Genomic DNA, 24,583 nt, shown 5'->3' with positions numbered 1-24,583 from the left:
GCGACACCCCCGCGCCCGCACCCACGACCCCGCCCACCCCCACAAGCACGCCCACGCCCCGCGGCCCCGAATCCGCCACTCCCCGAGTCGTCATCATCGGCGCCGGAATCGTCGGCTGCTCCCTCGCCGACGAGTTGACCGCCCGGGGCTGGACCGACGTCACCGTCCTCGAACAGGGGCCGCTGCCCGCCCCGGGCGGCTCCACGTCGCACGCGCCCGGGCTCGTCTTCCAGACCAGCCCGTCCAAGACGCTCAGCGAGTTCGCCGCCTACACCGTGCGGAAGTTCGGCGAGCTGACCGTGGACGGGCTCTCCTGCTTCAACCCGGTCGGCGGCCTGGAGCTGGCCACCACTCCGGAGCGCTGGGCCGACCTGCGCCGCAAGGCGGGCCTGGCCGCGTCCTGGGGCATTCGCGCCGAACTGGTCGACGCCACGCGCTGCAAGGAGCTGTGGCCGCTGCTCGACACCGGCCAGGTGCTCGGCGGCCTGCACACGCCCGACGACGGCCTGGCCCGCGCCGTCCTCGCCTGCCGTGCGCAGCTCGACCGGGCGACCCGCCGGGGCGCCCGCTTCCTGGAGCGGCACACGGTCACCGGCATCGAGCGCGCGGAGGGCCGGGTCACCGCTGTGGTCACCGACCGCGGCACCTTCCCCGCCGACCACGTCGTGTCGGCCGCGGGCTTCTGGGGGCCGGTGATCGGCCGGATGGCGGGCGTCGACGTACCGCTGCAGCCGCTCGCCCACCAGTACGCGCGGACCCACCCCCTGCCTGAGCTCGCGGGCCGGAACGACCCACGGGCCGAGGCGTCCCTGCCGATCCTCCGCTTCCAGGACCGCGACCTGTACTTCCGTGAGCACACGGACCGCATCGGCATCGGCTCCTACGCCCATCGCCCGCTGCCGGTGGACCCGTTCGCCGTGCCCGCGTACGACGAGGCGAAGGACCGCGGTCTGGCGATGCCGTCCTCGTATCCCTTCACCGAGGAGGACTTCGCGCCGAGCTGGCAGGACTGCTGCGGGCTGCTGCCCGCGCTCAAGGAGTCGGCCGTCGATGAGGGGTTCAACGGTGTCTTCTCCTTCACGCCGGACGGCATGCCGCTGCTCGGTGAGGCCCCGGCGCTGCGTGGCTTCTGGCTCGCCGAGGCGGTGTGGGTCACGCACTCCGCGGGCGCGGCCAAGGCCGTCGCCGAGTGGATGGTCGACGGCAGGCCCGCCGTCGACGCGCACGACTGCGACCCGACCCGCTTCGAGGACGCCCAGCGCTCCCCCGCTTATGTGGCCGAGCGCGGCGCGCGGCAGTTCGTCGAGGTGTACGACGTCGTCCATCCGCTCCAGCCCCCGGACGAGCCGCGCCCCCTGCGCGTCAGCCCGTTCCACGCCCGCCAGCAGGAGTTGGGCGCGGTGTTCCTGGAGGGCGGGGGCTGGGAGCGGCCCCACTGGTACGAGGCCAACGCCGCGCTCGCCGCCGACGTGGACGTGCCCGAGCGGGACGGCTGGTCCGGACGGTACTGGTCGCCGGTCGCCGCTGCCGAGGCGCGTGCCACCCGCGAGCGGGTCGCGCTGTACGACATGACGCCGCTGCGCCGCCTGGAGGTCACCGGCCCCGGAGCGCTCGGCTTCCTTCAGCGCATGACCACCAACAACCTTCGCAAGAAGCCCGGTTCGGTCACCTACACCCTCCTGTTGGACGAGGCGGGCGGCATCCGCTCCGACCTGACCGTGGCACGGCTCGCCCCCGGCCGCTTCCAGGTCGGCGCCAACTCCCCCGCCGATCTCACCTGGCTACGGTCGCACGCGCCCGACGACGTGCACATCAGGGAGATCACCCAGGGGACGTGCTGCGTCGGCGTGTGGGGGCCACTCGCCCGCGCCCTCGTCCAACCGCTGACCCGCGACGACTTCTCGCACGAGGCCTTCGGCTACTTCAAGGCCCGTGAGACCCACATCGGCCATGTGCCGGTGACGGCGATGCGGCTGAGCTACGTGGGCGAGTTGGGCTGGGAGCTGTACACCAGCGCCGACCTCGGCCTGCGCCTGTGGGACACGCTCTGGGAGGCCGGCCGGGACCTCGGTGTCGTCGCGGCCGGGCGCAGCGCCTTCAACAGCCTGCGCCTGGAGAAGGGCTACCGCGCCTGGGGCCAGGACATGACCACGGAGCACGACCCCTTCGAGGCGGGCCTCGGCTTCGCCGTCCGCATGGACAAGGGCGACTTCGTGGGGCGCGCGGCCCTCGAGCGGCGCGGCCCCCTCACCCGCAGGCTCACCGCGCTGCTCCTGGACGACCCGGCCGCCGTGGTCCTCGGCAAGGAGCCCGTCCACGCGGACCCGGCCGACGCCGCGCCCGCCGGATACGTCACCAGCGCCGCGTACGGCTACACGCTGGGCCGCTGCGTCGCGTACGCCTGGCTGCCGCCGCTGCCCGCCGGGACGAGCACGCACATCGAGTACTTCGGCGAGAAGGTCTCCGCGACCGTCACCGACGAACCGCTCTTCGACCCCGAGATGACCCGGATCCGGAGGTGACCGTCGTGTCTCCCACCACCCCCACCTATGACGTCATCGTGATCGGCCTGGGTGGCATGGGCAGCGCCGCCGCCCACCACCTGTCCGCGCGCGGGGCCCGCGTCCTCGGCCTGGAGAAGTTCGGCCCCGTGCACCAGCGGGGCTCCAGCCACGGCGGCTCCCGGGTCACGCGGCAGTCGTACTTCGAGGACCCCGCGTACGTACCGCTGCTGCTGCGCGCGTACGAGCTGTACGAGAAGCTCGAACAGGACACCGGCCGTGACATCGCCACCCTGTGCGGCGGCGTGATGGTCGGCGCCCCGGACGGAAGGGTGGTCTCCGGAGCACGGCTCTCCGCCGAGACCTGGGGGCTTCCGCACGAGATGCTGGACGCCCGGGAAATCCGCCGCCGCTTCCCGACGCTCACTCCGCGCGATGACGAAGTGGCGCTCTACGAAGAGCGCGCGGGTCTCGTCCGGCCGGAGAACACAGTCGCCGCGCATCTGCAGCTCGCCACCCGCCAGGGCGCCGACCTGCACTTCGAGGAACCGGTGACGCGCTGGGAGCCGTACCGCGACGGGGTGCGCGTGCACACGGCCGACGACACGTACACCGCGGGCCAGTTGGTGATCTGTCCGGGTGCGTGGGCGCCGGGGCTGCTCGCGGACCTGGGGGTGCCGTTCACCATCGAGCGGCAGATCATGTACTGGTTCCAGCCGACGGGCGGCGTCGGTCCCTTCCTGCCGGAGCACCATCCGATCTACGTGTGGGAGGACCGGGCGGGCGTCCAGGTCTACGGCTTCCCTTCGATCGACGGCCCCGACCTCGGGGTGAAGGTCGCGTTCTTCCGCAACGGCACCGTGTGCACGCCGGAGACCATCGACCGCACGGTCCATCCGCACGAGGTCGCGGCGATGGCCGAGCACATGGCCCGGCACATACCGCTGCTCCCGGGGCGGCTGTTGAAAGCCTCCACCTGTATGTACACGACGACGCCCGACGAGCACTTCGTCATCACGCGCCATCCGGCGCACCCGGAGTCGGTGACGGTGGCCTGCGGCTTCTCCGGGCACGGCTTCAAATTCGTGCCGGTGGTCGGTGAGATCGTCGCCGACCTGGCGCTCGACGGCACCACGGAGCACCCCATCGAGCTGTTCGACCCCCGCCGGATCACCGGCCCGCTGGATCCGGCGCCCGCCACGGCACCGGTCTGACCGAACCCGCGCCCCCGGGGCGCCCGTCAGAGCGAACCGCGCCCGCCGCGGCGCCCGTCTGAGGAGTACGGACGTGACGACAGAGGTCTCCGCGAGCCTCATCGCGACGCTGCCCGGCCACTACTACACCGACCCCGACGTCTTCCGCCAGGAGCAGGAGCGCCTCTTCGAGGCCCTGTGGTGCTGTGCCGTGCGCTCCGCGGACCTCGACCGTCCCGGCGCGTACCGCACCGTCCAGGTCGGCCGGGAGAGCGTCCTGATCACCCGCGCCCGCGACGGCGGCCTGCGTGCCTTCCTGAACGTGTGCCGCCACCGCGGCGCCCGCCTGTGCGCGGACGAGGCGGGCCAGGTCCGGCGCAGCCTCCAGTGCCCGTACCACGCCTGGACGTACGACCTGGACGGCAGGCTGATCGCGGCGCCGAATCTGACGCGGATGCCGGACGTCGACCGGTCCGCGTACGGCCTGGTCGAGGTCGCGCTGCGGGAGTGGCTCGGCTACGCCTGGGTGTGCCTGGCCGACTCGCCGCCGTCCTTCGAGGACACGGTGATAGGCGAGGCCAGGGAGCGCCTCGGCGACCCCGCGTCGATCGAGCGCTACCGCACCCAGGACCTGGCGCTCGGCCACCGCGTCCGCTACGAGGTGCGCGCCAACTGGAAGTTGATCGTCGAGAACTTCATGGAGTGCTACCACTGCGCGACGATCCACCCCGAGCTGACGGACGTCCTGCCGGAGTTCGCCGACGGCTTCGCGGCGCAGTACTACGTAGGGCACGGTGCCGCCTTCGGGGATGACGTCAGCGGCTTCACTGTGGACGGTTCCCCGGGCTTCGGGCGGCTGCCCGAGGTCGCCGACGACCAGGACCGCCGCTACTACGCCATCACCGTCAAACCGGCCGTGTTCGTCAACCTCGTCCCGGACCATGTGATCCTGCACCGCATGTTCCCGCTGGCCGTGGACCGCACGGTCGTCGAGTGCGACTGGCTGTACGCACCCGACGTCGTCGCCTCCGGAGCGGATCTGTCGAAGTCGGTCGAGCTGTTCCACCGGGTCAACGAGCAGGACTTCGCGGCGTGCGAGCGCACCCAGCCCGCGATGAGCTCACGCGCCTACCGGCAGGGCGGCGTGCTCGTGCCGACCGAGCACCACATCGGGGTGTTCCACCACTGGCTCAGTCAGCGGCTGGCTTCTTGAACATCCGTGTCGCCGTGATCTCCCCGTGCACCGTCTCCCCGGCCGGGGCCTGCTGCTCCTGCGGCAGGCCCGGCCGCAGGTGCTCCTCGACGCTGATGTACTTCAGGCCCGCGCGCAGGTCCGCGTCGTTGCGCAACCGGATGACCAGCGGGAACTCCGCGAGCGCTGTCGTGTCGAACAGGCCGGTGGTGTAGAGCAGCTGGACGCCGAGTGCGTCCGAGACGGCCCGCTGCAGCTCCAGGAGATACGTGGCGTTGGCGCGGCCGATGGGGTTGTCGAGGAACAGCGTGCCCGCGTGCCGGTGCTTGTCGCGGCCCCGGTCGTTCGAGCGCAGGGCGGCCATCGTGCAGTACAGGGCGATGGCGGCGGTGAGCAGCTGACCGCCGGAGAACACGTCGCCCATCTGCCCGACCGGGACGCGCTCGGCGCGCAGGACGGCGTCCGGCTTGAGGATCTCCACAGCGATGCCGCGCGGTTCGAGGGCGGCCTGAACTCCCCTGAGGAGCAAGGACATGCCGTCCCTGCGCAGGTCCGAGTTCTTCTTCACGGCCGCGCGCGTCGCCTCGTCGATGACCTCGCCCAGGCGCTCGGTGAGCGTCGCCTGGTCGGGCTCGTCGAAGCGGACCCGCAGGAACTCCTGGCCCGACCACTCCCCCAGGCCCTCGGGCAGCCGGGACAGGCGCTGGGCTGACCGGAGCGTGGCGAGCGCCGACTCGACCAGGCCGCGCAGCCGGTCGACGATGCTGTCGCGGTTGCGCTCCAGCTGCTCCAGCTCGTCGGTGAGCACCCGCAGACGGGGCGCGAAGGCGTCGGCCCACTTCTTGGCGTGCTCGGGCAGGGCGGAGGCGGGCAGTTCGCGGATCTGCTGCCGGGCGGGGGTGCGGACCTGCTCGTAGCGGGTGGAGTTGGCGTGCCGGACCAGGACGTCGCTCGCCTCACGGACGGCCGACTCGGCGGCGGACAGGTCGGCGGCGCAGCCGCGCAGGGAGCGGCGGGCCTCGGCGGCGGCCTGGCGGGCCTCCTCCAGGGTGCCCGGGTGGGGCGCGGGCTGCTCGTCGTCCTCGGTGTCGTGGTGCTCGCGCAGCAGGTCGCGCAGGAGCGCCGCCGTCTCGTCGAACCCGCCGGCCGCGTCCTCCGTGGCACGGTGGGTGTGCAGGAGCGCGGCGTGCGCCTCCTTGGCCTGGCTCAGGGCCTCGGTGTGGGTGGCCAGTTCGGTCGTGGCGGTGCGCAGCAGGGTCTGGGCCTGCTCGGCATCAGCCGGTACGAGCTCTTCGGGGAGGTCGGTGTGCGCTTCGCCGTCCTCGGGGGCGTGCCGCTCGGCCTCGCCGCGCAGTCGGCCGAGCTGTTCGCTGGCGGTGGCCGCGCGGGACTCGATGAGCTGGACCTGGGCCTCCGCGCGGGCGGCGGCGGCCTGCCGGGATGGCCCGTCGGCGCCGTCGGTGCCTTCGAGGAGCTGGGCGGCGCGGGTGCGCACCTTGTTGCTGAGCCGGTCGAGCTCGGCGAGCGCGGCGCTCTCGTCGCTCTCCGCGCGGGCCTGCTCGGCGCGCAGGTCGGCGCCGACGCCGACCTTCTCGTACAGCTGCGAGGCCGCGCGGTAGGCCTCGCGGAGGGCGGGCAGGGAGGTCTTGGGGCCGTCCTGGTCCAGCGGTACGTCCTCGGGGGCGCCCGCGATCTCGGCACGCTCGGCACGCAGGGCGCGCGCCGTGCGGCGGGCGTCGTCGGCGGCGCGCTGGGCGGCGCGGCGGTCCTCGTCGGCGGCGCGGGCGCGTTCGAGGCAGGACTGGGCGCGGGCCTCCGACTCGACGGCGTCGTCGGCCAGTTCGCGCAGCTTGGTCTGCCAGCCGGCGCGCTCGCGCAGCCGGAACGCGAGTCCGGCGAGCGCGTCGGCGGCGCGGCGGGCGCGCTGGGCGCCCTCCTGGCGCTCGTCGCGCACGCGGGCGGCTTCGGCGGCGGCCTCGTCGGCCTCGGCGCGCGTGGTGCGGGCCTCGGCCAGCTCGGCCTCCGCCTCCTCGGCGAAGGCGCGCGCGTCCCGGGCGGCCGTGGCCAGCTCGGCGAGGCGGCCCGCGGGGCAGCCGGACCGCCAGGAGGCGAGCCGCGCGGCCAGCTCACGGTCCTTGGCGAGGCGCAGGGCGAGCGCGCGGATCTCCTCGTCGCGGCGGGTGGCGCGCGCCCGCAGGGCCTGGCGCTCCTCGTCGGCGGCGTGCTCGTCGTGCATGGCCGGGTTCGGCGGTACGAGGAAGACGGCGCCGGCGTCGTCGGCCTCGCTGTCGGCGTGCGGCACCGGCGCGAGCAGCGCGGCGGCGGTGCCGACGGCGACCGTGGAGCGCGGAAGGAGCGCGGCGCCGGTGAGCGCTTCGCGCGCCCGGGCGTGTGTGTCCGGGTCGGTGATGACGACGCCGTCGACCAGCTCGGGGCGGGCGGCGAGGACGCGGGCGTGGTCCGCGGGGTCGACTGCCTGGGCCAGATACCGCCATCCCGGGAGGGCCGGAATGCCGTGCTCTCCAAGGAACTCGACGGTGGCGAGGACGTCGGGCCCGGGCGGCAGCAGGCCACCGTCGCCGAGCGCGCCGAGGATGCGGGAGTCGTCGGCGGCGGCGGTCCGCAGCTCGAACAACTGCCGTTCGGCGGCGGCCACTCCGTCGTCGAGCAGGGTCTTCAGGTCGTCGGCGCCGCGGTCGAGCTCCGTGGCGGTGAGGCCGGGGGCGGCGGGGGCGAGGGTCTGCCCTGCGGCGGTCGAGGTGGCGGCGGCGTCCGGCGCGGGGCCGCCGTGCACGCCGCCTTCGGCGCTGGTACCTCCGCCGTCCGGGGCGCCGCCTCCGCCCGGGGTGCCGTGCTCGCCGTGCGCCCCCTGGGCACCGCGCGCGCCCTCGCCGGCGGTCCCCGTCCCGTCGTGGGCGCCCTCGCCCGCCCCGGTCCCGGCGTGCCGGGGCTGCGGCACCCCGCTGTGCCCGCTCCCGCCGGATCCGCCCGGCAGGCCCAGGAGTTCGGCGATGCGCTCGTCCTGCGCGAGGGATCGGGCGGTGCGGCTCTCCGCGTCGTACGCCTGCTCGGCGGCCGTCGCGGCGTCCTCCGCGCGGGCGGCCGTCAGCTCGGCACGGGCCTCGGAGGCGGCGGCTTCCTTGGCCTGGTCCGCGGCCCGACGTGCGGACTCGCGGGCCTCGTCCCAGGCGGCGACCGCCGTCTTCTCTGCGTCGCTGGCGGCGAGCGCCGCGCGGGCCGGGTCGGCGTCGGGCGTGCTGTCGTCGAGCCAGCCCGCGCGGACGGCCTCGGCGGTCTCCTGCTCGACCTCGGTGAGGCGCTGGCGCAGGTGCCCGGCTTCGCTCCGGGCGCGCTGCGCCTCGGTCGCGGCGGTGGTGGCGTCGCGGTGTGAGGCCTCGCCGGTCTCCTGGAGGGCGGCGGAGCGCTCCTCCTCCTCGTTGGCGTGCGCCTCGGCGTCCTCGGCCGCGGTGTGCAGGGCGCGGACGAGGTCGGCGGCGGCCTTCGCGCGGGCGGCGAGTGCGGGCGCGGCGTCCCGCTCGGCCTCGCGGATGGCGGCGGCCACGCGCGCGGAGCGGTCGGCGGCGGCGCGGTGGCGCAGGACGGCCTCGGCGGCCTGCCAGGCGGAGTGCAGCGTGCGGGCGTCCGCCAGCTCGCGGCGCTGGGCGGCGGCGGCCTTCTCGGCCACGGTGAGGGCCAGGGAGGCGTGCCGGTAGGCGAGTTCGGCGGCGATGAGCGCGGAGCGGCCGCGGGCCTGCTCGGCGGCTGTGACGGTGTGCGCGGCGGCGGTGACCTGCTCGGCCAGTTCGGCGGCGCGGCCGCGCTCCTCGACGGCGCGGGCCGACAGGCGGCGGGCGAGAGTGCGGGTGCGGCGCTCGGCGCCCGCGTGCACGTCACGTGCGCGTGCCCGGGTGTCCGCGGCCTCGACGATGCGGCCGAGGAGGTCCACGGAGCCCGCGGTGAAGTCCCGCTCGGCGATCAGCTCGGCGCGGCGGCCCAGCTTGTTGCCGAAGCCGTGCACCAGGTCGGCGAGGCCGTCCGTGTCCCGGGTGTCGGTGACGGCGCGCAGCAGCAGGTCGGTGAAGTCGGAGTCCTTCTTGACGGCGAACAGGCCGGCGGCCTCGCCCTCGTCGGCGTTCATCTCGCGCTGGTAGCGGAACAGTTCGGGGTCGAGGCCGAGGTCCCCGAGGTGTTCGTTCCAGCGGTCGTGGATCTCCTCCCAGTGCACTTCGAGGTGCGGGTAGGCCTTCGTGGCCTCCATGAGGGCGTCGCGGAAGCCCTTCATGGTGCGCCGTCGTCCCTGTGCGCCCGACGCGCCCTCGACGGACGGCCGCACGGCGGTGGACTCGGCGACCGGAAGCGAGTCCAGGCTGAGCCCGGGGCCGGGCCGGAAGGAGTACCAGGCCTCCGCGAACTTCCGCGGGTCGTTGGAGACCTGCCGTCCGCGCCACTCGCTCACCTTGCCGACGACGACGCACTCACCGGTGAGGGTGTGCTGCCACTCCAGGGCGACGTGTCCGCAGTCGTCGGCCAGGAGGAACTTGCGCAGCACACCGGAGCTGGCGCCGCCCAGCGTGTTCCGGTGGCCCGGCAGCATCACCGAGAAGATCAGCTTGAGCAGGACGGACTTGCCGCCGCCGTTCTCCAGGAAGAGCACGCCCGCGGGCGCCGGGCGGCGCGGCGGGCCGACGGGCTCCTCCTCGAAGAACTCCGCCTGCGCGGGCGCGGGGTCGGGCACCACGTCGCCGACGCCGCGCAGGTCCAGCACGGTGTCGGCGTAGCGCGCACCGGCGGGGCCGATGGAGTAGAGGCGGACCCGGGACAGCTCGTACATGGCGGCGGACTCTCGTCGTAAGTCGTGCGGGACGAAGAAACGGAACAGGTGGAACGTCGGTGGACGCGGGCGGGGCGGCCGGATGCCGTCCCGCGCGGATCAGGCGTGGATCAGGAGTGGAAGGGCAGGCCGGCGTCGGCCGCGAGCTCCAGGTCGTCGGTGTCGTCGGGGGGCAGCAGGGTCGCGGAGCCGTCGGTGACGGGCACGACGCCGAGCTCCAGGAGTTCGGCCATGGCGGCCGTGCCCGCCATGTCGCGGACCTGGAGCTGATAGCGCGCGGTGGTGCGGTAGGTCCCTCCGGAGTCGTCGCCGGTGCGCTGGAGGAACCCGGAGTCGGTGAGGAACGCGGCGGCCTTGCCCACGATGCCGGTGGTCGAACCGGCGAGCCTGCGCGCGTCCTTGGTGGCGCCGGTGGCGCTGCGGCGCGCCCAGATCCGCCAGGCGGACTCCAGGCCCGGCGCGTCCGAGGCCGGGTCGGTGTTCTCGCCCTGCTCCTCGGCGCGCTCCTCCAGGCGGCGGCAGGCCTGCCGCACGTACGCGTCGACGCCGTTGACGGTGACGCGGCCGATGTACCCGTCGTCAGCCAGGTCCTCGGGGCGCGGGAAGGCCATGGCGGCGACGGCGAGGTGGGCGAGGCCGTGCAGGAAGCGGTCGGTGGAGTCGGCGGCCGTGCGGCGGGCGTAGTCGCCCATGCGGACGGCGAACACGGAGTCCTCGGCGGCGGTCACCGCCATCCCCGCGCGCGGGGACACCTCCAGGACGACGAGGCCGAGCCCGGCCGCGACGGCGTCGGCGAGGCGGGCGAAGGGCGGGTCCTCGCGGTACCTGCGGAGCAGTTCGCCGTACTCCTGGTCGCGGGCGGGCTGGAGCTTGGGCTGGAGCCCGAACGCGACGAGGCGGGCCGCGTCGGCGGCGTCGGCCGGGGTGACGGCGGCGCCCGCGGGGGCTGCCGCCGGGGCCGCCGCAGCGTCCGGCTCGCCCCACGCGGCGTGCTCTGCGGGGTGATCGGTCACGGCTGGGGCTCCTTGGTGCGGTCGGTCGGTCGTACGGGGTGCGGGGGCGTTCCGGTGGCCGCCTGCGCGTACTGCGGGGGCGCGCCGATGGTCCCCAGAGAGTGCGGCCGGCGTCGTGCGGTCTGGGTGGTCGCCGTCATCACGCCGCCTCCGTCCGGTCGGCCGCCATCCCGACCGCGTCCAGGAGCGCCGTGCCGACGATGAGGTCGGCGCCGCCGAACTCCGGGTCGTCGAGATCGGTGCCGTCGTCCACCGCGAACAGGAGTTGCTGCTCGCCCTGGCGGTAGGCCGTGCCGACCGGTGGGCTCGCGGCGTGGACGGCGAGGAGGGCGACCAGGTAGGGCAGTTCGGGATCGCGGCGGCGGGCGTCGGCGAGCAGCCCGGAGAGCCTGCGCGGCGCGTCGGGCGGCAGCGCGAGCAGTTCCATGGCACTCGCCAGCTGCTCCTCGCTGAAGCGGCTGTCGTCGGGGGTGGCGATGAGGTCGGGCTCGGGCATCTCCGCGCCCAGGTGCTCGCGCTCCTGCGGCGGCGTGAGCAGTATGTCGACGAGATCGCCGACCCGCACCGACACCGGCGTGCGCAGCCCCGTCCCGCGCGCGAAGAAGGCGTCGGTCACGCGGATCGCCTGCTCGGCGGAGAGCGGCAGGATCGGGGCGACCAACTGGCCGTACACGTCGAGCCCCGTCCGCGCGGTGGGGGTGGCGAAGGCCTGCCGGTCCTGTTCGGCGCGGAAGAGGGGACCGGCTTCGAGGAGCCGGGACTGGAGCTGGGTGTGGCGGCGGATGCAGTCCTTGACGATGTCGACGAGCTCGGCGGCGCGGCGCTTGTGCTCGGGGTCCTCGGACTCGTCGCGTGCCTTGCGGATGTTCGTGAGGATCGCGTTCTCGTGGCGGTACCGGTCGGCCACGTGGTCCAGGGCCTCGGCGATCATGTCAGGCACGGACTGGAGCCAGTCCACCGCGCGGACGTTGCGCCGGGTCGCGTCGAGGGCCCTGCGGAGGGTCTCCGAGTACTGCACGGTGCGGTACCGCGCCTGTTCGGCGGCGAGCTGGGCGTCGGCGAGGCGGCCGCGGCTGATCAGGACCTCGAGCTTCACCTCGGCGGCGATCTGGGCGCTGGTGACGTCGGTGTCGAGGGCGCCCACGAGGACGTTCACGGCCTCGTCGGTGGTGCGCAGACAGACACCGCCGCCGTAGCCGGGGACCTCCTCGATCAGCTTGAAGTCGTAGTCCCTGCGGACGTAGGTGCCGTCCTGGTCGAAGGTGCCGTACACCGCGCGGAAGCCGCGGTCGACGCTGCCCACGTTGATCAGGTTCTCCAGGACCCAGCGGGCGACGCGCTCGTGCTCGGCGGTGGGGCGGCGCGGGGCCTGGGCGGCGACGCGGGGCAGCAGCCGGGCGATGACCTGGTCGTGGTCGGCGCCCGTGTCGAAGTCCATGTTCAGCGTGACGAGGTCGATGGCGGAGAGGGCCACCTCCGCCATCGCGTACACCGAATACTCCCCCGCGAGGTTCGCCTTGCGGGCGTCCAGGTCGTGCAGCGGCGCCGTGCACGCGAGCGCGCGCAGGCGCCGTGCCAGGCCCTCGTCGGCGGCCGGGCCCGGCGCGGGCCGCGGCCCCGCGCTGAGCTGGGACGGAACGGAGTCCGGTACGGCAGGCGAAGTCACGGTGCACAGACTAGGTCCTCGGTCTGACAACGGTCGAAACGACGCAGATGCCCCGCCGCTCCGACCTGCCCCGGGACCTCGACACGAGCCACTGCCACCCCGGCCCGCCCGTCCTGCCCCGGCCCGCCCCGGCGGGCTCAGCCCGCCCCGGCCCCGCCCGCCGCCACCCGGCGCGCGTAGGTGTCGACGAGGCCCTGGAGCGAGTCGTCCAGGTAGATCCCGAGCAGCCGCTCGGCCTTCGGGCCGAGGCCCGCCCGGAGTGCGTCCAGAATCTCCTGGTTGCGCACCAGGTAGGGCTCGTGGAGGCGGCGCGGGTCGTCCACCACGTGGAAGGCGAGGCGCAGTTCGGCGAAGACGCTGCGCATCAGCTCGTCGGTGCGGGCGCTCCCGGCGAGCGCGACGAGCTCCCGGTGGAAGTGGATGTTGGCCGTGGAGACGCCCTTCCAGTCCCTGCGGCTCGCCGCGGCCCTGCCCGCGGCGACGGCCGCGGCGAGCGCGTCCACGGCGTACGGCGGGCGGCCGAGGCCGTGCACGACGGCGCACTCGACCAGGCGCCGGGTGCGGTAGATGTCCTCGACGTCCTCGACGGTCAGGACCCGCACGAAGACGCCGCGGTTGAGTTCGTGGACGAGCAGGCGCTCGTGGGTGAGCAGCCGGAAGGCCTCGCGGAGGGTGTTGCGGGAGACGCCGAGCGCGCCGCCGATGCTGTCCTCCGACAGCCGGGTGCCGGGTGGGAAGTACCCCTCGGCGATGCGACTGCGGAGGATGTCCGCGACCCGCTCCGCGGTGCTGGTGCGTCCCAGGAGCGCGCGGTCGTCGGCGAGACCGGTCAGTTCAGCCATGATCAGCCATCCCCTCAGCCATGCCCGGATTCAACCGCAGATACAAGAACGAGACAACATGGGTATTGAGGGATCGTTCAACAATCCTCTACGTTGTCCGGCAGGCGTCATCCCGCCCCCGTCCCCAGAGGGCACTGGCCACGCGCCGGTCAGCACACCCCGCTCCTCAGAAGCACCCTCCAGCTCCGCCGACTCCTCTGTGAGGCGCCCATGAGCACGACTCCCCCGCCCTCCGCCATAGAGCTGGACGACCAGCCACGCGGGGCCCGACCACCGGACGACGACGGCGCGTTCGGCTGGCTGCGCGCGCTCGGCCCGCGCGGCCGCCGGGCCTTCGCCGGCGCCTTCGGCGGGTACGCGCTCGACTCCTACGACTACTTCACGCTGCCGCTGAGCATGGTCGCGCTCTCGGCCTACTTCGGCCTGAACAGCGGCCAGACGGGGCTGTTCACGACCGTCACGCTGGTCGTCTCCGCGGTGGGCGGCGCCGTCGCGGGCGTCGTCGCGGACCGCATCGGCCGGGTGAAGGCCCTGATGATCACCGTGATCACGTACGCGGTGTTCACCGTCGCCTGCGGCTTCGCGCCCAACTACGAGACCCTGCTGGTCTTCCGCGCCCTCCAGGGGCTCGGTTTCGGCGGCGAGTGGGCGGTCGGCGCGATCCTGGTCGCCGAGTACGCGACCGCCAAGAACCGCGGCCGTACGCTCGGCGCGATCCAGAGCTCCTGGGCCGTCGGCTGGGGACTCGCCGCGATCGTCTACACCCTGGTCTTCCAGTTCCTGGACGACGACATCGCCTGGCGCGTCATGTTCTTCACCGGTGCGCTGCCCGCGCTGCTCGTGATCTACGTACGCCGCAACGTGCACGACGCCCCCGAGGCCGCGGCCGAGCGCGAACGGAGCACGGAGAAGGGCTCGTTCACGGCGATCTTCAAGCCGGGGCTGCTGCGCATCACCCTGTTCGCGGTGCTGCTGTCCACCGGCGTCCAGGGCGGCTACTACACGCTGGCCACCTGGGTGCCCACGTACCTCAAGGAGGACCGCGGCCTGACGGTCGTCGGCACGGGCGGGTACCTGACGTTCCTGATCTCCGGTGCCTTCATCGGCTATCTGACGGGCGGGTACCTCACCGACAAGCTGGGCCGCAAGCGCAACATCACGCTGTTCGCGTTCCTGTCCGCGGCCAGCATCGCGGCCTACACGAACATCCCGGACGACGCCAACGGCCTTCTCCTGGTGCTCGGTTTCCCGCTGGGCTTCTGCATGTCGGCGATCTTCAGCGGCTTCGGCTCCTTCCTCAGCGAGCTGTACCCGGCCGCCGTGCGCGGCACGGGGCAGGGCTTCACTTACAACACCGGCCGCGCGGTGGGCGCCGTGTTCCCGACGACCGTCGGTTTCCTCGCGGACAGCTGGGGCGTCGGCGGAGCGCTCATCTTCGGAGCGTTCGGTTACGCGCTCGCCGTGATCGCCCTGTTCGGCCTGCCCGAGACGCGCGGAAGGGAACTGCAGTGAGCCCCGAGAGCGTGAGCCCCGTGGAGGCGCGTGCGGCGTTCCGCGCGGGCCACAGCACACCGACGGCCGGCTGGGCGCCCGGACACACCCAGGCGAACCTGGTGTCCGTCCCCGCCGACTGGGCGTACGACATGCTCCTGTTCTGCCAGCGCAACCCCAAGCCCTGCCCGGTTCTCGACGTGACCGACGCGGGCTCCTGGTCCACGCCGCTGGCCCCGGGCGCCGATCTGCGCACGGACCTGCCGAGCTACCGCGTGTGGGAGGACGGGGAACTCGTCGACGAACCCACCGACGTGGTCGGGCACTGGCGCGGCGACCTGGTGTCGTTCCTCATCGGCTGCAGCTTCACCTTCGAGTGGTCGCTGGCCGCGGCCGGTGTGCCGCTGCGGCACGTCGCCCAGGGCCGCAACGTCGCCATGTACGTCACCGACCGCCAGTGCCGTGCGGCGGGGCGCCTGCGCGGCCCCCTGGTGGTGTCCATGCGTCCGGTGCCGCCCGGTGACCTGGCCGCGGCGATCCGGGAGACCGCCCTGCTGCCCGCGGTGCACGGCGCGCCGGTCCACTGCGGCGACCCGGCGGGCCTCGGCATCGCCGACCTCGCCGAGCCCGACTTCGGCGACCCGGTGGACGCCGAGCCGGACGACATCCCGGTGTTCTGGGCGTGCGGGGTGACACCGCAGGCGGCCGTGATGGCGTCGCGACCACCGTTCGCGATCACGCACGCGCCGGGCCGGATGTTCATCACCGACGCGCGCGACGAGCAGTACCGCGTCGCCTGACCGACTCCGCCGCGCCCCGGGGACAGCCCCGCGCGCGGGACGACGGAACCCCACCGCGCGGGGCACGGACCGGCTCCGCGCGGAGCACACGAATCCACGGGAGCGATACGCACATGACCTGGGCCTCGATCGACCTCAACGCCGACCTGGGCGAGGGCTTCGGGCGGTGGCGGCTCACCGACGACGAGGAGTTGCTGTCCGTCGTCACGAGCGCCAACGTGGCCTGCGGCTTCCACGCGGGCGACGCGGCCACCATGCGGCGCGTGTGCGAGCGTGCGGCGGAGCGGGGGGTGCGGATCGGCGCCCAGGTGTCGTACCGCGACCTGGCGGGTTTCGGGCGGCGCGCGATGGACGTGCCGACCGCGGAGCTCGCGGCCGAGGTGGCGTACCAGATCGGCGCCCTGGAGGTGTTCGCGCGCGCGGCGGGCGCCGGTGTGGCGTACGTGAAGCCGCACGGCGCGCTGTACAACCGCGTGGTGCACGACAGCGAGCAGGCGGCGGCCGTCGTGGACGGCGTGCTCCTCGCCGACGCCGGGCTGCCCGTCCTCGGTCTTCCCGGATCGCGTCTCCTGGAGGCGGCGGAGAAGGCCGGACTCCCGGTGGTCACGGAGGCGTTCGCGGACCGGGCGTACACCGACGAGGGCACGCTGGTGCCGCGCGACACCGACGGCGCCGTCATCACAGAGGCGGACGCCGTCGTCGAACGGTCCCTCGGCATCGCCCGCTTCGGCGCCGTCACCGCGCACGGCGGGCGGCGCATCGACGTCCGGGCGCGCTCCCTGTGCCTGCACGGCGACACCCCCGGAGCGGTGGAGCTCGCACGGCAGGTCAGAGGACGCCTCGAAACGGCGGGCGTGCGGGTGGAGGCATTCGCATGAGCACCCGCCCGACGGCACCACCGGCCCACCCCGTACGACCGGCACCATCGGCGTCACCGCTGAGGGCGACACCACCGACGCCCGCCCCTCCCTCGCCCGCGCTTCCGGCGCCCCCACCCGCGACGCCGTCGTCGGCGCCGCCCATGAAGGTTCTGCCGATGGGCGAGCGCGCGCTGCTCGTCGAGCTCGCCGACGGAGAGTCCGCCGCGGCCCTGCACGCCGAGCTGGTGCGCCGCCGCGCGGCCGGGGACCTCGTCGTACGCGAGATCGTGCCCGCGGCCCGCACGGTGCTCCTGGACGGCCTCGACGGGCCCGACGGCCCCGACGCCCCGCTCCGGCTCGCCGCGCGCCTGCCCACCTGGGAGATCCCGCCGCTGCCCGCGCGCGCGGACGACGTCCTGGAGATCCCGGTGCGGTACGAGGGACCGGACCTGGCCGACGTGGCGGCGCTCTGGGGCGTGCCGGTGCGGGACGTGGCGCGGATCCACTCGGCGGCCGAATTCCGCGTCGCCTTCTGCGGGTTCGCGCCCGGGTTCGGCTATCTGACGGGCCTCGGCGGGGTGCCCGACGTGCCCCGCAGGGCGACGCCGCGCACGGCGGTGCCCGCGGGCTCCGTCGGCCTCGCCGGGCCGTACACGGGCGTCTACCCGCGCTCGTCACCCGGAGGCTGGCAGCTGATCGGGACGACGGACGCCGTGCTGTGGGACCACGCGCGCGTACCCGCGGCGCTCCTTTCGCCGGGCGCGCGAGTCCGCTTCGTGCCGGAGGGCCGATGACCGACCGGGCCTTCGCGGTCGTACGGGCCGGGGCGCTCACCACGGTGCAGGACGAGGGCCGTCCCGGACACGCCCACCTCGGGGTACCGCTCTCCGGAGCCCTCGACAGGCCAGCGGCCGCCCTGGTGAACCGTCTCGTCGGCAATCCGGCCGGGGCGGCCGTCCTGGAGACCACCCTCAACGGCTGTGCGCTGCGGCCGCGTTGCGCCGTCACGGTCGCCGTCGGCGGCGCGCCCTGCCGGGTGACGGTGGACGGACGCGCGGTGGCCTGGGGCGCGCCGGTACGGGTGCCCGCCGGGGCTCTCCTGGAGGTGGGTCCCGCTGTCTACGGAGTACGCGGTTACGTCGCCCTCGGTGGCGGTGTGGCCGTCGAGCCGGTCCTCGGCAGCCGCTCCACCGACCTGCTCTCCGGGCTCGGCCCGCCGCCGCTGACGGACGGGGCGGTGCTGCCGCTGGGTGCCGCACCCGTCGCCCACGCGCGCGTGGACACCGTTCCGCAGCCGGGCCCGCCCCGCGAACTGGTCCTGCGGGTGACGCCAGGCCCCCGCGCCGACTGGTTCACGGACGCGGCCCTGCGCACGCTCACCACGCGCGCGTACCGCGTGTCCTCGGCGAGCAACCGCATCGGCCTGCGCACCGAAGGACCGCCCCTGGAGCGCGCGGTCGGCGGTGAACTGCCCAGCGAGGGCATGGTCCTCGGCGCGATCCAGGTCCCGCCGGACGGCAGGCCCGTAGTGTTCCTCGCCGACCATCCGACGACGGGCGGCTATCCGGTCGTGGGCGTCGTCAGGGAACGCGATCTCGCGGCGGCGGCGCAGGCGGTGCCCGGGACGGTGGTCCGGTTCGTGGGGGTGGGGGGCCTGTCGGGGGCGCGCCACGGGTGAGGTGCGGTTCGTCGGCAGGGCTGGCCGGGGCACGTCGATGGTCAGGTGCGGTTCGCGCGGGTGGAGGGCCGGTCAGGGAGCGCGCCGACCCACCGGCCAGGTTCTAGGCCGCCTCCGCCTGCCGCTCGGCGGCTCCGAGGCCCGCGAGTGCCGCCTCCGCGGCGTGCGCGTCCCGGACGTCGAGCCCGGCGCTCGTGCCCCGCACCTGGTGCCGGACCTCCTCCACGGCGAGGCCGAGCAGCTGCGGCAGCAGGTCGGTGCAGCGCCGGGCGACCCAGCCGGTTCCGGCCGTGGCCAGCCACAGCAGTCTCGCGGCCGGGGCGGGCGGGGGCAGTTGGGGTTCGACGGCGGGGGCGGGGCCGGGCGCCAGGCCCGCCGCGGACAGGAGCGCGTGGAAGCGGGCGGCGAACACCCGGTGCCCGCGCTCTGAGGGGTGCAGCCGGTCCGCGCTCCACAGGGCACGGTCGGCGACCCACTCCTCGTCGGCGGCGTGCAGGTGGACGGCGTCGTGGCGTTCGGACAGGGCGTGGACCACGGCGTTGACCGCGCGCTGCCGCCGGGCCAGCGGGCGGCCCAGCGCGCCGGGCAGGCCCAGCATGGCGCCGGGGTCGGGCATGCAGGCGGTGAGCAGTACGGCGCCGTCCGCCGTGACGGTGCCGTACACCTCGTCGAGGCGCGCGGCGACGGCACGGATGTCGAAGGTGCAGCGCAGGGTGTCGTTGACGCCGACGACGACGGACACGAGGTCGGGCCGCAGCGCCACCGCCCGGGGCGTCTGGCGGCCGTGCACGTCGCATGTCTGCGCGCCGCTGACGGCCAGGTTGTGGAATTCCACGGGCCGTCGGGGCGTCTCGAGGCCGGTGGCGAGCAGCGCCGCCCAGCCCCGCCACGCGCCGTCCACGGGGTCGCCCACGCCCTGGGTGAGCGAGTCCCCGAGCGCCACGAACGTCACCGGCCTCATCCGCCACCGCCCCCGTCCGTCCCGACGCCGGGCCCCACCACGAGGCGCGGCGCCCGGCCCTCGTCCCCGGCCGCCGCGCCCTCCTCCACGGCGGCCACCACCCGCGCGCCGCCCCGCCCGGAACCGGAACCTGAACCGGCCCCGCTGCCGACAGCCGCACCCGCGCCGTCCCCCACGACCACCCCGTGCCTGACAGCGACGCCGCCGTCCACAGCAGCCCCACTCCCCACAACCACCCCGCCGCTCAAAGCTGCCCCATCACCTGCAGCAGCCCCACACCTCGCGGCAGCCCCATCCCCCACAACCCCCGCGCTCCGGACCACCGCCCCATCCCCCACAACCGTCCCGCTCCTCACATCCACCCCACGCCCACCCCTCACATCCGCATTAGCATCCGCCCCGTGCGCGGCCAAGAACGCCCGCACCGCCGTGTCCCAGCCGAAGCACTCCGCACGGGCGCGTGCCATCGCCCGGCGGATGTGCTCCGGGCGTTCGAGGACGGCCCGTACCGCGTGGGCGAACGTGCGGGGCGTGTCGGCGGCGGCAGCCCCCGCGCCGCCCACGATCTCCGGCAGCGCGGACGAGGCGCTGGCCACGACCGGGGTGCCGCAGGCGAGTGCTTCGAGTGCGGCCAGGCCGAAGGTCTCGCAGGGGCCCGGAGCCAGGCACACGTCGGCCGTGGCCTGGAGGGCGCCGAGTGCGGCGCGGTCCGCGACATGGCCGAGGAACGTCACCGGAAGCCGCCGCGCCCGCGCCCGCTGTTCGAGCCGGGAACGCAGCGGCCCGTCGCCCGCGACGACGAGCACGGCCGGTACACCACGCCCGCGCAGGCTCTCCAGCGTGTCGAGCGCCATGCCGGGCCGCTTCTCCACGGAGAGGCGGGAGCACAGCAGGAGGAGCACGTCGTCGTCCCCGCGCGCGTAGCGGTCGCGTGTCCGCCGGTCCCACAGCCCCGGATGGCGGTCCGCCAGGTCGACGCCCAGAGGGGCGCGGACGACATTGCCCGCCCCGATGCGGACGAACTCACGCTCCGCCCAGGCCGTGGTGCACACCACGCGCGCGTAGGCGTGCGCGGTACGGGTGTTGAGCGCGTCGGCCGCGCGGCGCGCCAGTCCCTCGGGCAGCCCCCAGGTGCGCATCACGGCGTCCGCCGCTTCGTGGGACACCATCGCGGCCGGGACGCGGGCGCGGCGCGCCCACTCGCCGGTCCAGCGCAGGGACGTGCGGTCGGAGACCTCGAGGCGGTCGGGGGCGAGGCGTTCCAGGAGGCGGGTGAGGCGCCGCCGGTCGGTGATGACGCGGTAGCCACCGGTGCCGGGCAGTTCGGGTCCTGGCACGGTGATGACGAGTCCCTGCTCCGTGCGGACGCTGTCCGCGCGCTCTCCGGGGACGACCAGTACGGGGTCGTGGCCTGCCGCCAGGTAGCCGCGGCCCAGTTCCCGCAGGGCGGTGCGCAGTCCGCCCGACGAGGGCGTGACGAAGTTGGCGAGGCGCACGATGCGCAGCGACCCGGCCGTCCGCGCGGCGCGTGCCGTACCGAGGGGGTTCATGCCGAGGGCCGGGGTCATGCCGCCACCGCCGTGCGCTCGGCGAGCACTTCTTCGTAGTGCGCGATGAGCTGGTCCCCGATGGCGTCCCAGGTCCGCCCCTGGACGGCGGCGCGTCCAGCGGCTCCGTAGGCGGCCCGCAGCGCAGGGTCGGCGGCCATGACCCACACCGCGTCCCGCACGGCCGCGGGGTCGCCGGGCGGGACGAGGATGCCGGTGCTCCCGGGGACCACCAGGTCGAGCGGTCCGCCCACGGCGGGCGCGATGACGGGAACGCCGCTGGCCATGGCCTCCTGCACGGTCTGGCAGAAGGTCTCCAGGGGCCCGGTGTGCACGAAGACGTCCAAGGAGGCGAAGATCCGGGCGAGTTCGTCGCCGGTGCGACGGCCGAGCAGGGTGGCTCCGGGCAGCGCGGCGCGCAGGGTGCCCGCACTCGGCCCGTCGCCCACGACGACGACCCGGACGCCGTCGAGCTCGCACACCTGCGCCAGGAGTTCGACGTGCTTCTCGGGGGCGAGCCGCCCTACGTAGCCGATGACCAGTTCGCCGTCGGGGGCGAGTTCCCGGCGCAGGGCGGGGTCGCGCAGCGTCGGCCGGAAGCGTTCGGTGTCCACGCCCCGCGGCCACATCCGCACCCGGGGCACGCCGTGCGCGACGAGGTCGGTGAGAGCCGCCGTGGAGGGCGCGAGGGTGCGGTCGGCGGCGGCGTGCACCGCGCGGATGCGCCGCCACGCGGCGGCCTCGCCCCGACCCATGTAGGTCCGCGCGTAGCCGCCGATGTCGGTCTGGTAGACCGCGACGGTGGGCAGGTGCTTGCGGGTCGCCGCGGCCATGCCGCGCGCACCGAGGACGAACGGGCTGGCCAGGTGGACCAGGTCGGCTTGGTGCGCGCTCAGCGCCGCCGCCAGCCGTCGACTCGGCAAGGCGACCCTGACCTGCGGATATCCGGGGAGCGGCAGGGAGGGTACGCGGACGACGGGGCACGGGGACAGAGGGTCGGCGTCGGCGTCGGCACCCGCCGCGGTGGCGGGGGCGACGACGAGGGGCTCGTGACCGCGCGCGACGAGCTGCCGGGCGGTCTGCAGGGCGCAGTGCGACACGCCGTTGATGTCGGGCGGGAAGGATTCGGTGACGATGACGACACGCATACCCGTGTTGTCGTCAGACGGGGCGTGCCCACGTCAACGTGGATCTTTCCTGACGAGGAACGTCCCATGAGCGTTGCGCTCCACGGGATCCGGCCATTTCGCCGCAGGCTGGACGTTACGCACTGGGCGGGGCAGCGCCTTGGCCTTCGAGGCGAGGGCTTCCCCCTCACCAGGGGGGCAAGCGGACGGCTCCGGTTCGTCGTCCACGCCGTCTACTTCGTCGTCCACGCCGTCTACGTGGAGGCGCGGTTCTGCCGCTGCGGAGAGAGACGGGGAGAAGCCGTGCCCCCTGTCGCGCCAGGCAGCGCGGCGACGGGGAGGGCGCGCCAAGAGCCGCCCGGGACCGACCGGAGCAGCCGGGAACACGATCCGGAACCACCAGGGACCACCCGGAGCCGCCCGGAACCACCTGGGAAGACTGGGAAGACCTGGGAGCACCCGAAACCGGCCGGCCCCCCGGCACCGGCGCCGCGCCGTCACAACCAGCACAGCGCCGACCGAGCCCCGGCACAGCACCACCCCGCCGCCGCGAGGCTCACACAGCAGGCGCGTCCGGCCCGATCCGGCTCCGTACCGCCGACTGCACGTCATCCTCCTCGGCGGGATCCGCCGCGAGTCTGCGGAGGCGATTGACCACGCGGGCGTCACCGGTCTCGGCGTGGCGGGCGGCGACTTCGCGGGTGGACTCCTCGCAGTCCCACAGGCACTCGACGGCGAAACCCGCGGCGAAGGAGGGGTCGGTGACAGCGAGGGCGCGGGCGGCGCGGCCTCTCAGATGGGAGGAGGCGGTCTCGCGGTAGACATGGCGCAGGACGGGCGCCGCACAGCCGATGCCGAGGCGGCCGGCGCCGTCGACGAGCGGCCACAGGGCCGGTGCGTCCGGGCCTTCGCCGCGCACCGCCTCGCGCAGCGCGGCGAGCACCAGTGGGCTGTCCTGGGCGCCGCCTCTGCAGGCGAGGACGCGTCCGGCGGCCGCGCCGAGCGCGTCGGGGCGCCCGGCCCACTGCCGGGCCCGTTCGACGGCGGCGACGGAGCGCATCCGCTCGAACGTCTCGGCCGCGATGTCGACGACCGCGCGCGACGGGCTCTGCGCCGCTTCCTCCAGGAGGTCGAGCACGCCGGGGTCGTTGGCATCCGCCAGATAGCACAAGGCCGTGCCGCGTTCGGCGTCCGCGCCGTGGCGGGCGGCCTCGAGGATCTCGGCGCGGTCCTCGGGCCCGGCGACGGCGGTCAGACAGCGGGCGGCCGGCACATGCAGCGCGGCGCCGCGCTCCAGCCCTTCCTGGGCCCAGGCGAGCACGGCCCGCACGCTCCAGCCGGGGCGCGGCCCCGCGGGTGCGAGCTGGCGCTGCCAGCGGTCGAAGGAGCCCCGCTCGGCGGCGGCACGCACGCGGCCGCCGATCTCGGGTCGTGGATCCTCCGCCCACAGCCGCCAGGGCCGGGGCTCGAAGGCGTCGCGCACGGCATCGGTGAGCGCGGCCTCGCCCTCCGCGTCGGTGGGGAAGCGGGCGAGCACGGGCACGGCGAGGGCGCGCAGGCCCGCGTCGTCGTCGCGCAGGGCCAGCTCGTCCAGGGCCCAGGCCCAGTTGGCTCCGTACTCGGCGTAGCTGCGCAGCAGGCGCAGGGCGTCCAGCCTGTCGTACGAGGCGAGGTGGCCGAGGACGGACAGCGCGAGCCCGGTGCGTGAGTCGTCCGGGTCGAGCGCGTCCTCGGGGTCGAAGAGGTGGCGCTGGATGGCGCCGAGCCCGCCGTTCAGGTCGAGGTAGAGCCGCGCGTAGTACAGCGAGCGGTTCTCCACCTGCCAGTCGTGCCGCGGGTCGTGCAGCACACAGTGGTCGAGGGCGGAGAGCGCCTCGGACCGAGGCGCGGTGAGCGCGTGCAGGGTGCCGTCGCCGCGGCCCCGCTGCAGCAGGCCGAGCAGCGTACCGCTGGGCGCTATGACCGGTTCGAACATGGGAAACAGCCTCACATCAAGCGTCGACGCAACCGGGAATCCGCATTACCTGGCCGTGCGCCAATACGTCGGGCCGCCCCACGTCTCTTGCTTGCTGAAGACCATCTTCCTCTGCCTCTCGTCGGTGACCCGGAGGGTCCCGGACGCCATGTCCGGGGTCGGGCCGCTCACGGTCCGCGCGCTGCGGCAACACCTGCCCCGACGTCGCGTCCGTGAATCACGTCGTCATGATGACCCAGCGGTTCAGCCCGCCGCGACCACATTTCCGGTGCCCCCGTGCTACCGGACCGCCTACCCGCTCAGGCGGCGCCGAACAGTGCGAGCAGTTCGGTCTTGTCGAACATGCGCGCGGTGTCGATCGCCGACGGCGTGCCCGCGGCCGGATCGGCGCCCCCGTCGAGCAGCGCCCGGATCACGTCGTCGGAGCCCTTGAAGACGGCGCCCGCGAGCGGCGTCTGGCCCCTGTCGTTGGCGCGGCCGACGTCCGCGCCGCGCTCGGCGAGGGCCCGCACGGTCGCCGCGTGGCCGTGGTAGGCGGCGAGCATGACGAGCGAGTCGCCGCTGCCGTTGGTGAGGTTCACGGACACGCCCGCGTCGACGTACGCGGTGAGCGCGTCGGTGTCACCGGCCCGGGCCAGGTCGAAGATCTTGCCCGCGAGGGCCACGACCTCGGGGTCGGGGACGGCCGCGCTCCCCGTGTCGGGGACTTCATCGCTCACAGTGATGATCGCCTTTCGTGTTCCGCGTGCACTGGGCCGAAACGAATGCGCGGCCGGTCCGGATCGTTCCCGGTGTCCCAGCCGTGCAGCCGTACGAGTGAATCGACAGGGTACTGCCCGTCACGGCACATGACCGACCGCGTCCACGGCAAAGATCACGTCGGGTGACGACCCCCACCCCGACCCT

At 74.5% G+C, this 24,583-nt stretch carries 17 protein-coding genes and 1 pseudogene; 8 read left to right on the top strand and 10 right to left on the bottom strand.

What is annotated here, in order from left to right:
• Positions 1–92: 92 nt before the first annotated feature.
• The 3 genes from QUY26_RS34160 (at position 93) to QUY26_RS34150 (ending at position 4,907) form a co-directional block, all read left to right on the top strand.
• A complete protein-coding gene (locus QUY26_RS34160) occupies positions 93–2,522 on the top strand; it encodes a GcvT family protein (RefSeq protein WP_289956274.1) in 2,430 nt (809 codons plus the stop codon).
• Between the two features lie 5 nt (positions 2,523–2,527).
• On the top strand, positions 2,528–3,715 hold the full coding sequence (gene solA, locus QUY26_RS34155; RefSeq protein WP_289953585.1) for an N-methyl-L-tryptophan oxidase: 1,188 nt from the start codon (positions 2,528–2,530) through the stop codon (positions 3,713–3,715).
• 73 nt (positions 3,716–3,788) lie between these two features.
• A complete protein-coding gene (locus tag QUY26_RS34150) occupies positions 3,789–4,907 on the top strand; it encodes an aromatic ring-hydroxylating oxygenase subunit alpha (protein ID WP_289953584.1) in 1,119 nt (372 codons plus the stop codon).
• On the opposite strand, the gene QUY26_RS34145 is transcribed toward QUY26_RS34150, so the two are convergent.
• The 5 genes from QUY26_RS34145 to QUY26_RS34125 form a co-directional block, all read right to left on the bottom strand.
• Complete coding sequence (locus QUY26_RS34145; RefSeq protein WP_289953583.1) at positions 4,885–9,717, bottom strand: hypothetical protein; 4,833 nt, start codon at positions 9,715–9,717, stop codon at positions 4,885–4,887. The two genes, QUY26_RS34150 and QUY26_RS34145, sit on opposite strands and share 23 nt — an antisense overlap.
• 110 nt (positions 9,718–9,827) lie before the next feature.
• Positions 9,828–10,730 carry a hypothetical protein gene (locus QUY26_RS34140; RefSeq protein ID WP_289953582.1) on the bottom strand — a complete coding sequence of 301 codons (903 nt, stop codon included), beginning with the start codon at positions 10,728–10,730 and terminating at the stop codon, positions 9,828–9,830.
• Positions 10,727–10,870, bottom strand: a complete 144-nt coding sequence (locus QUY26_RS34135) for a hypothetical protein (RefSeq protein ID WP_289953581.1) — start codon at positions 10,868–10,870, stop codon at positions 10,727–10,729. The genes QUY26_RS34140 and QUY26_RS34135 overlap by 4 nt, the downstream gene beginning before the upstream one ends.
• Positions 10,870–12,396 carry a hypothetical protein gene (locus QUY26_RS34130; RefSeq protein WP_289953580.1) on the bottom strand — a complete coding sequence of 509 codons (1,527 nt, stop codon included), beginning with the start codon at positions 12,394–12,396 and terminating at the stop codon, positions 10,870–10,872. Before QUY26_RS34130 ends, QUY26_RS34135 begins: the two co-directional genes overlap by 1 nt.
• Before the next feature lie 137 nt (positions 12,397–12,533).
• On the bottom strand, positions 12,534–13,238 hold the full coding sequence (locus QUY26_RS34125; protein ID WP_289953579.1) for a GntR family transcriptional regulator: 705 nt from the start codon (positions 13,236–13,238) through the stop codon (positions 12,534–12,536).
• Positions 13,239–13,448: 210 nt separating this feature from the next.
• Here QUY26_RS34125 and QUY26_RS34120 point away from each other — a divergent pair, with 210 nt between their 5' ends.
• The 5 genes from QUY26_RS34120 to QUY26_RS34100 all read left to right on the top strand — a co-directional run bounded on the left by QUY26_RS34120 (position 13,449) and on the right by QUY26_RS34100 (position 18,067).
• On the top strand, positions 13,449–14,750 hold the full coding sequence (locus QUY26_RS34120; RefSeq protein ID WP_289953578.1) for an MFS transporter: 1,302 nt from the start codon (positions 13,449–13,451) through the stop codon (positions 14,748–14,750).
• The gene (locus QUY26_RS34115; RefSeq protein WP_289953577.1) at positions 14,747–15,529 is read left to right on the top strand and encodes a putative hydro-lyase; all 783 of its coding nucleotides are present in this window, start codon (positions 14,747–14,749) and stop codon (positions 15,527–15,529) included. Before QUY26_RS34120 ends, QUY26_RS34115 begins: the two co-directional genes overlap by 4 nt.
• A gap of 113 nt (positions 15,530–15,642) precedes the next feature.
• Positions 15,643–16,407, top strand: a complete 765-nt coding sequence (locus QUY26_RS34110; protein WP_289953576.1) for a LamB/YcsF family protein — start codon at positions 15,643–15,645, stop codon at positions 16,405–16,407.
• Between the two features lie 143 nt (positions 16,408–16,550).
• Entirely contained in the window at positions 16,551–17,183 is a 633-nt protein-coding gene (locus QUY26_RS34105) for a 5-oxoprolinase subunit B family protein (protein WP_289953575.1), read from the top strand.
• On the top strand, positions 17,180–18,067 hold the full coding sequence (locus QUY26_RS34100) for a biotin-dependent carboxyltransferase family protein (RefSeq protein WP_289953574.1): 888 nt from the start codon (positions 17,180–17,182) through the stop codon (positions 18,065–18,067). Before QUY26_RS34105 ends, QUY26_RS34100 begins: the two co-directional genes overlap by 4 nt.
• A gap of 103 nt (positions 18,068–18,170) precedes the next feature.
• Here the strand turns inward: QUY26_RS34100 and QUY26_RS34095 are convergent, their stop codons facing one another.
• The 5 genes and pseudogenes from QUY26_RS34095 to QUY26_RS34075 all read right to left on the bottom strand — a co-directional run bounded on the left by QUY26_RS34095 (position 18,171) and on the right by QUY26_RS34075 (position 24,396).
• Positions 18,171–19,028: an SGNH/GDSL hydrolase family protein gene (locus tag QUY26_RS34095; RefSeq protein ID WP_289953573.1), complete on the bottom strand. Its 858-nt coding sequence runs from the start codon at positions 19,026–19,028 to the stop codon at positions 18,171–18,173.
• 395 nt (positions 19,029–19,423) lie between these two features.
• A pseudogene (locus QUY26_RS34090) lies at positions 19,424–20,578 on the bottom strand (glycosyltransferase); the annotation flags it as partial.
• A 14-nt stretch (positions 20,579–20,592) separates the two neighbouring features.
• On the bottom strand, positions 20,593–21,723 hold the full coding sequence (locus QUY26_RS34085) for a glycosyltransferase family 4 protein (RefSeq protein WP_289953572.1): 1,131 nt from the start codon (positions 21,721–21,723) through the stop codon (positions 20,593–20,595).
• A gap of 535 nt (positions 21,724–22,258) precedes the next feature.
• Positions 22,259–23,677, bottom strand: a complete 1,419-nt coding sequence (locus QUY26_RS34080) for a HEAT repeat domain-containing protein (RefSeq protein WP_289953571.1) — start codon at positions 23,675–23,677, stop codon at positions 22,259–22,261.
• Between the two features lie 299 nt (positions 23,678–23,976).
• A complete protein-coding gene (locus QUY26_RS34075; RefSeq protein WP_289953570.1) occupies positions 23,977–24,396 on the bottom strand; it encodes an ankyrin repeat domain-containing protein in 420 nt (139 codons plus the stop codon).
• Between the last annotated feature and the right edge of the window lie 187 nt (positions 24,397–24,583).

It is taken from the genome of Streptomyces flavofungini, from assembly GCF_030388665.1.
Lineage (GTDB): Bacteria > Actinomycetota > Actinomycetes > Streptomycetales > Streptomycetaceae > Streptomyces > Streptomyces flavofungini_A.
Note: the sequence above shows the minus strand (reverse complement) of the source record. Positions and strands in the feature narration are given on the sequence as shown.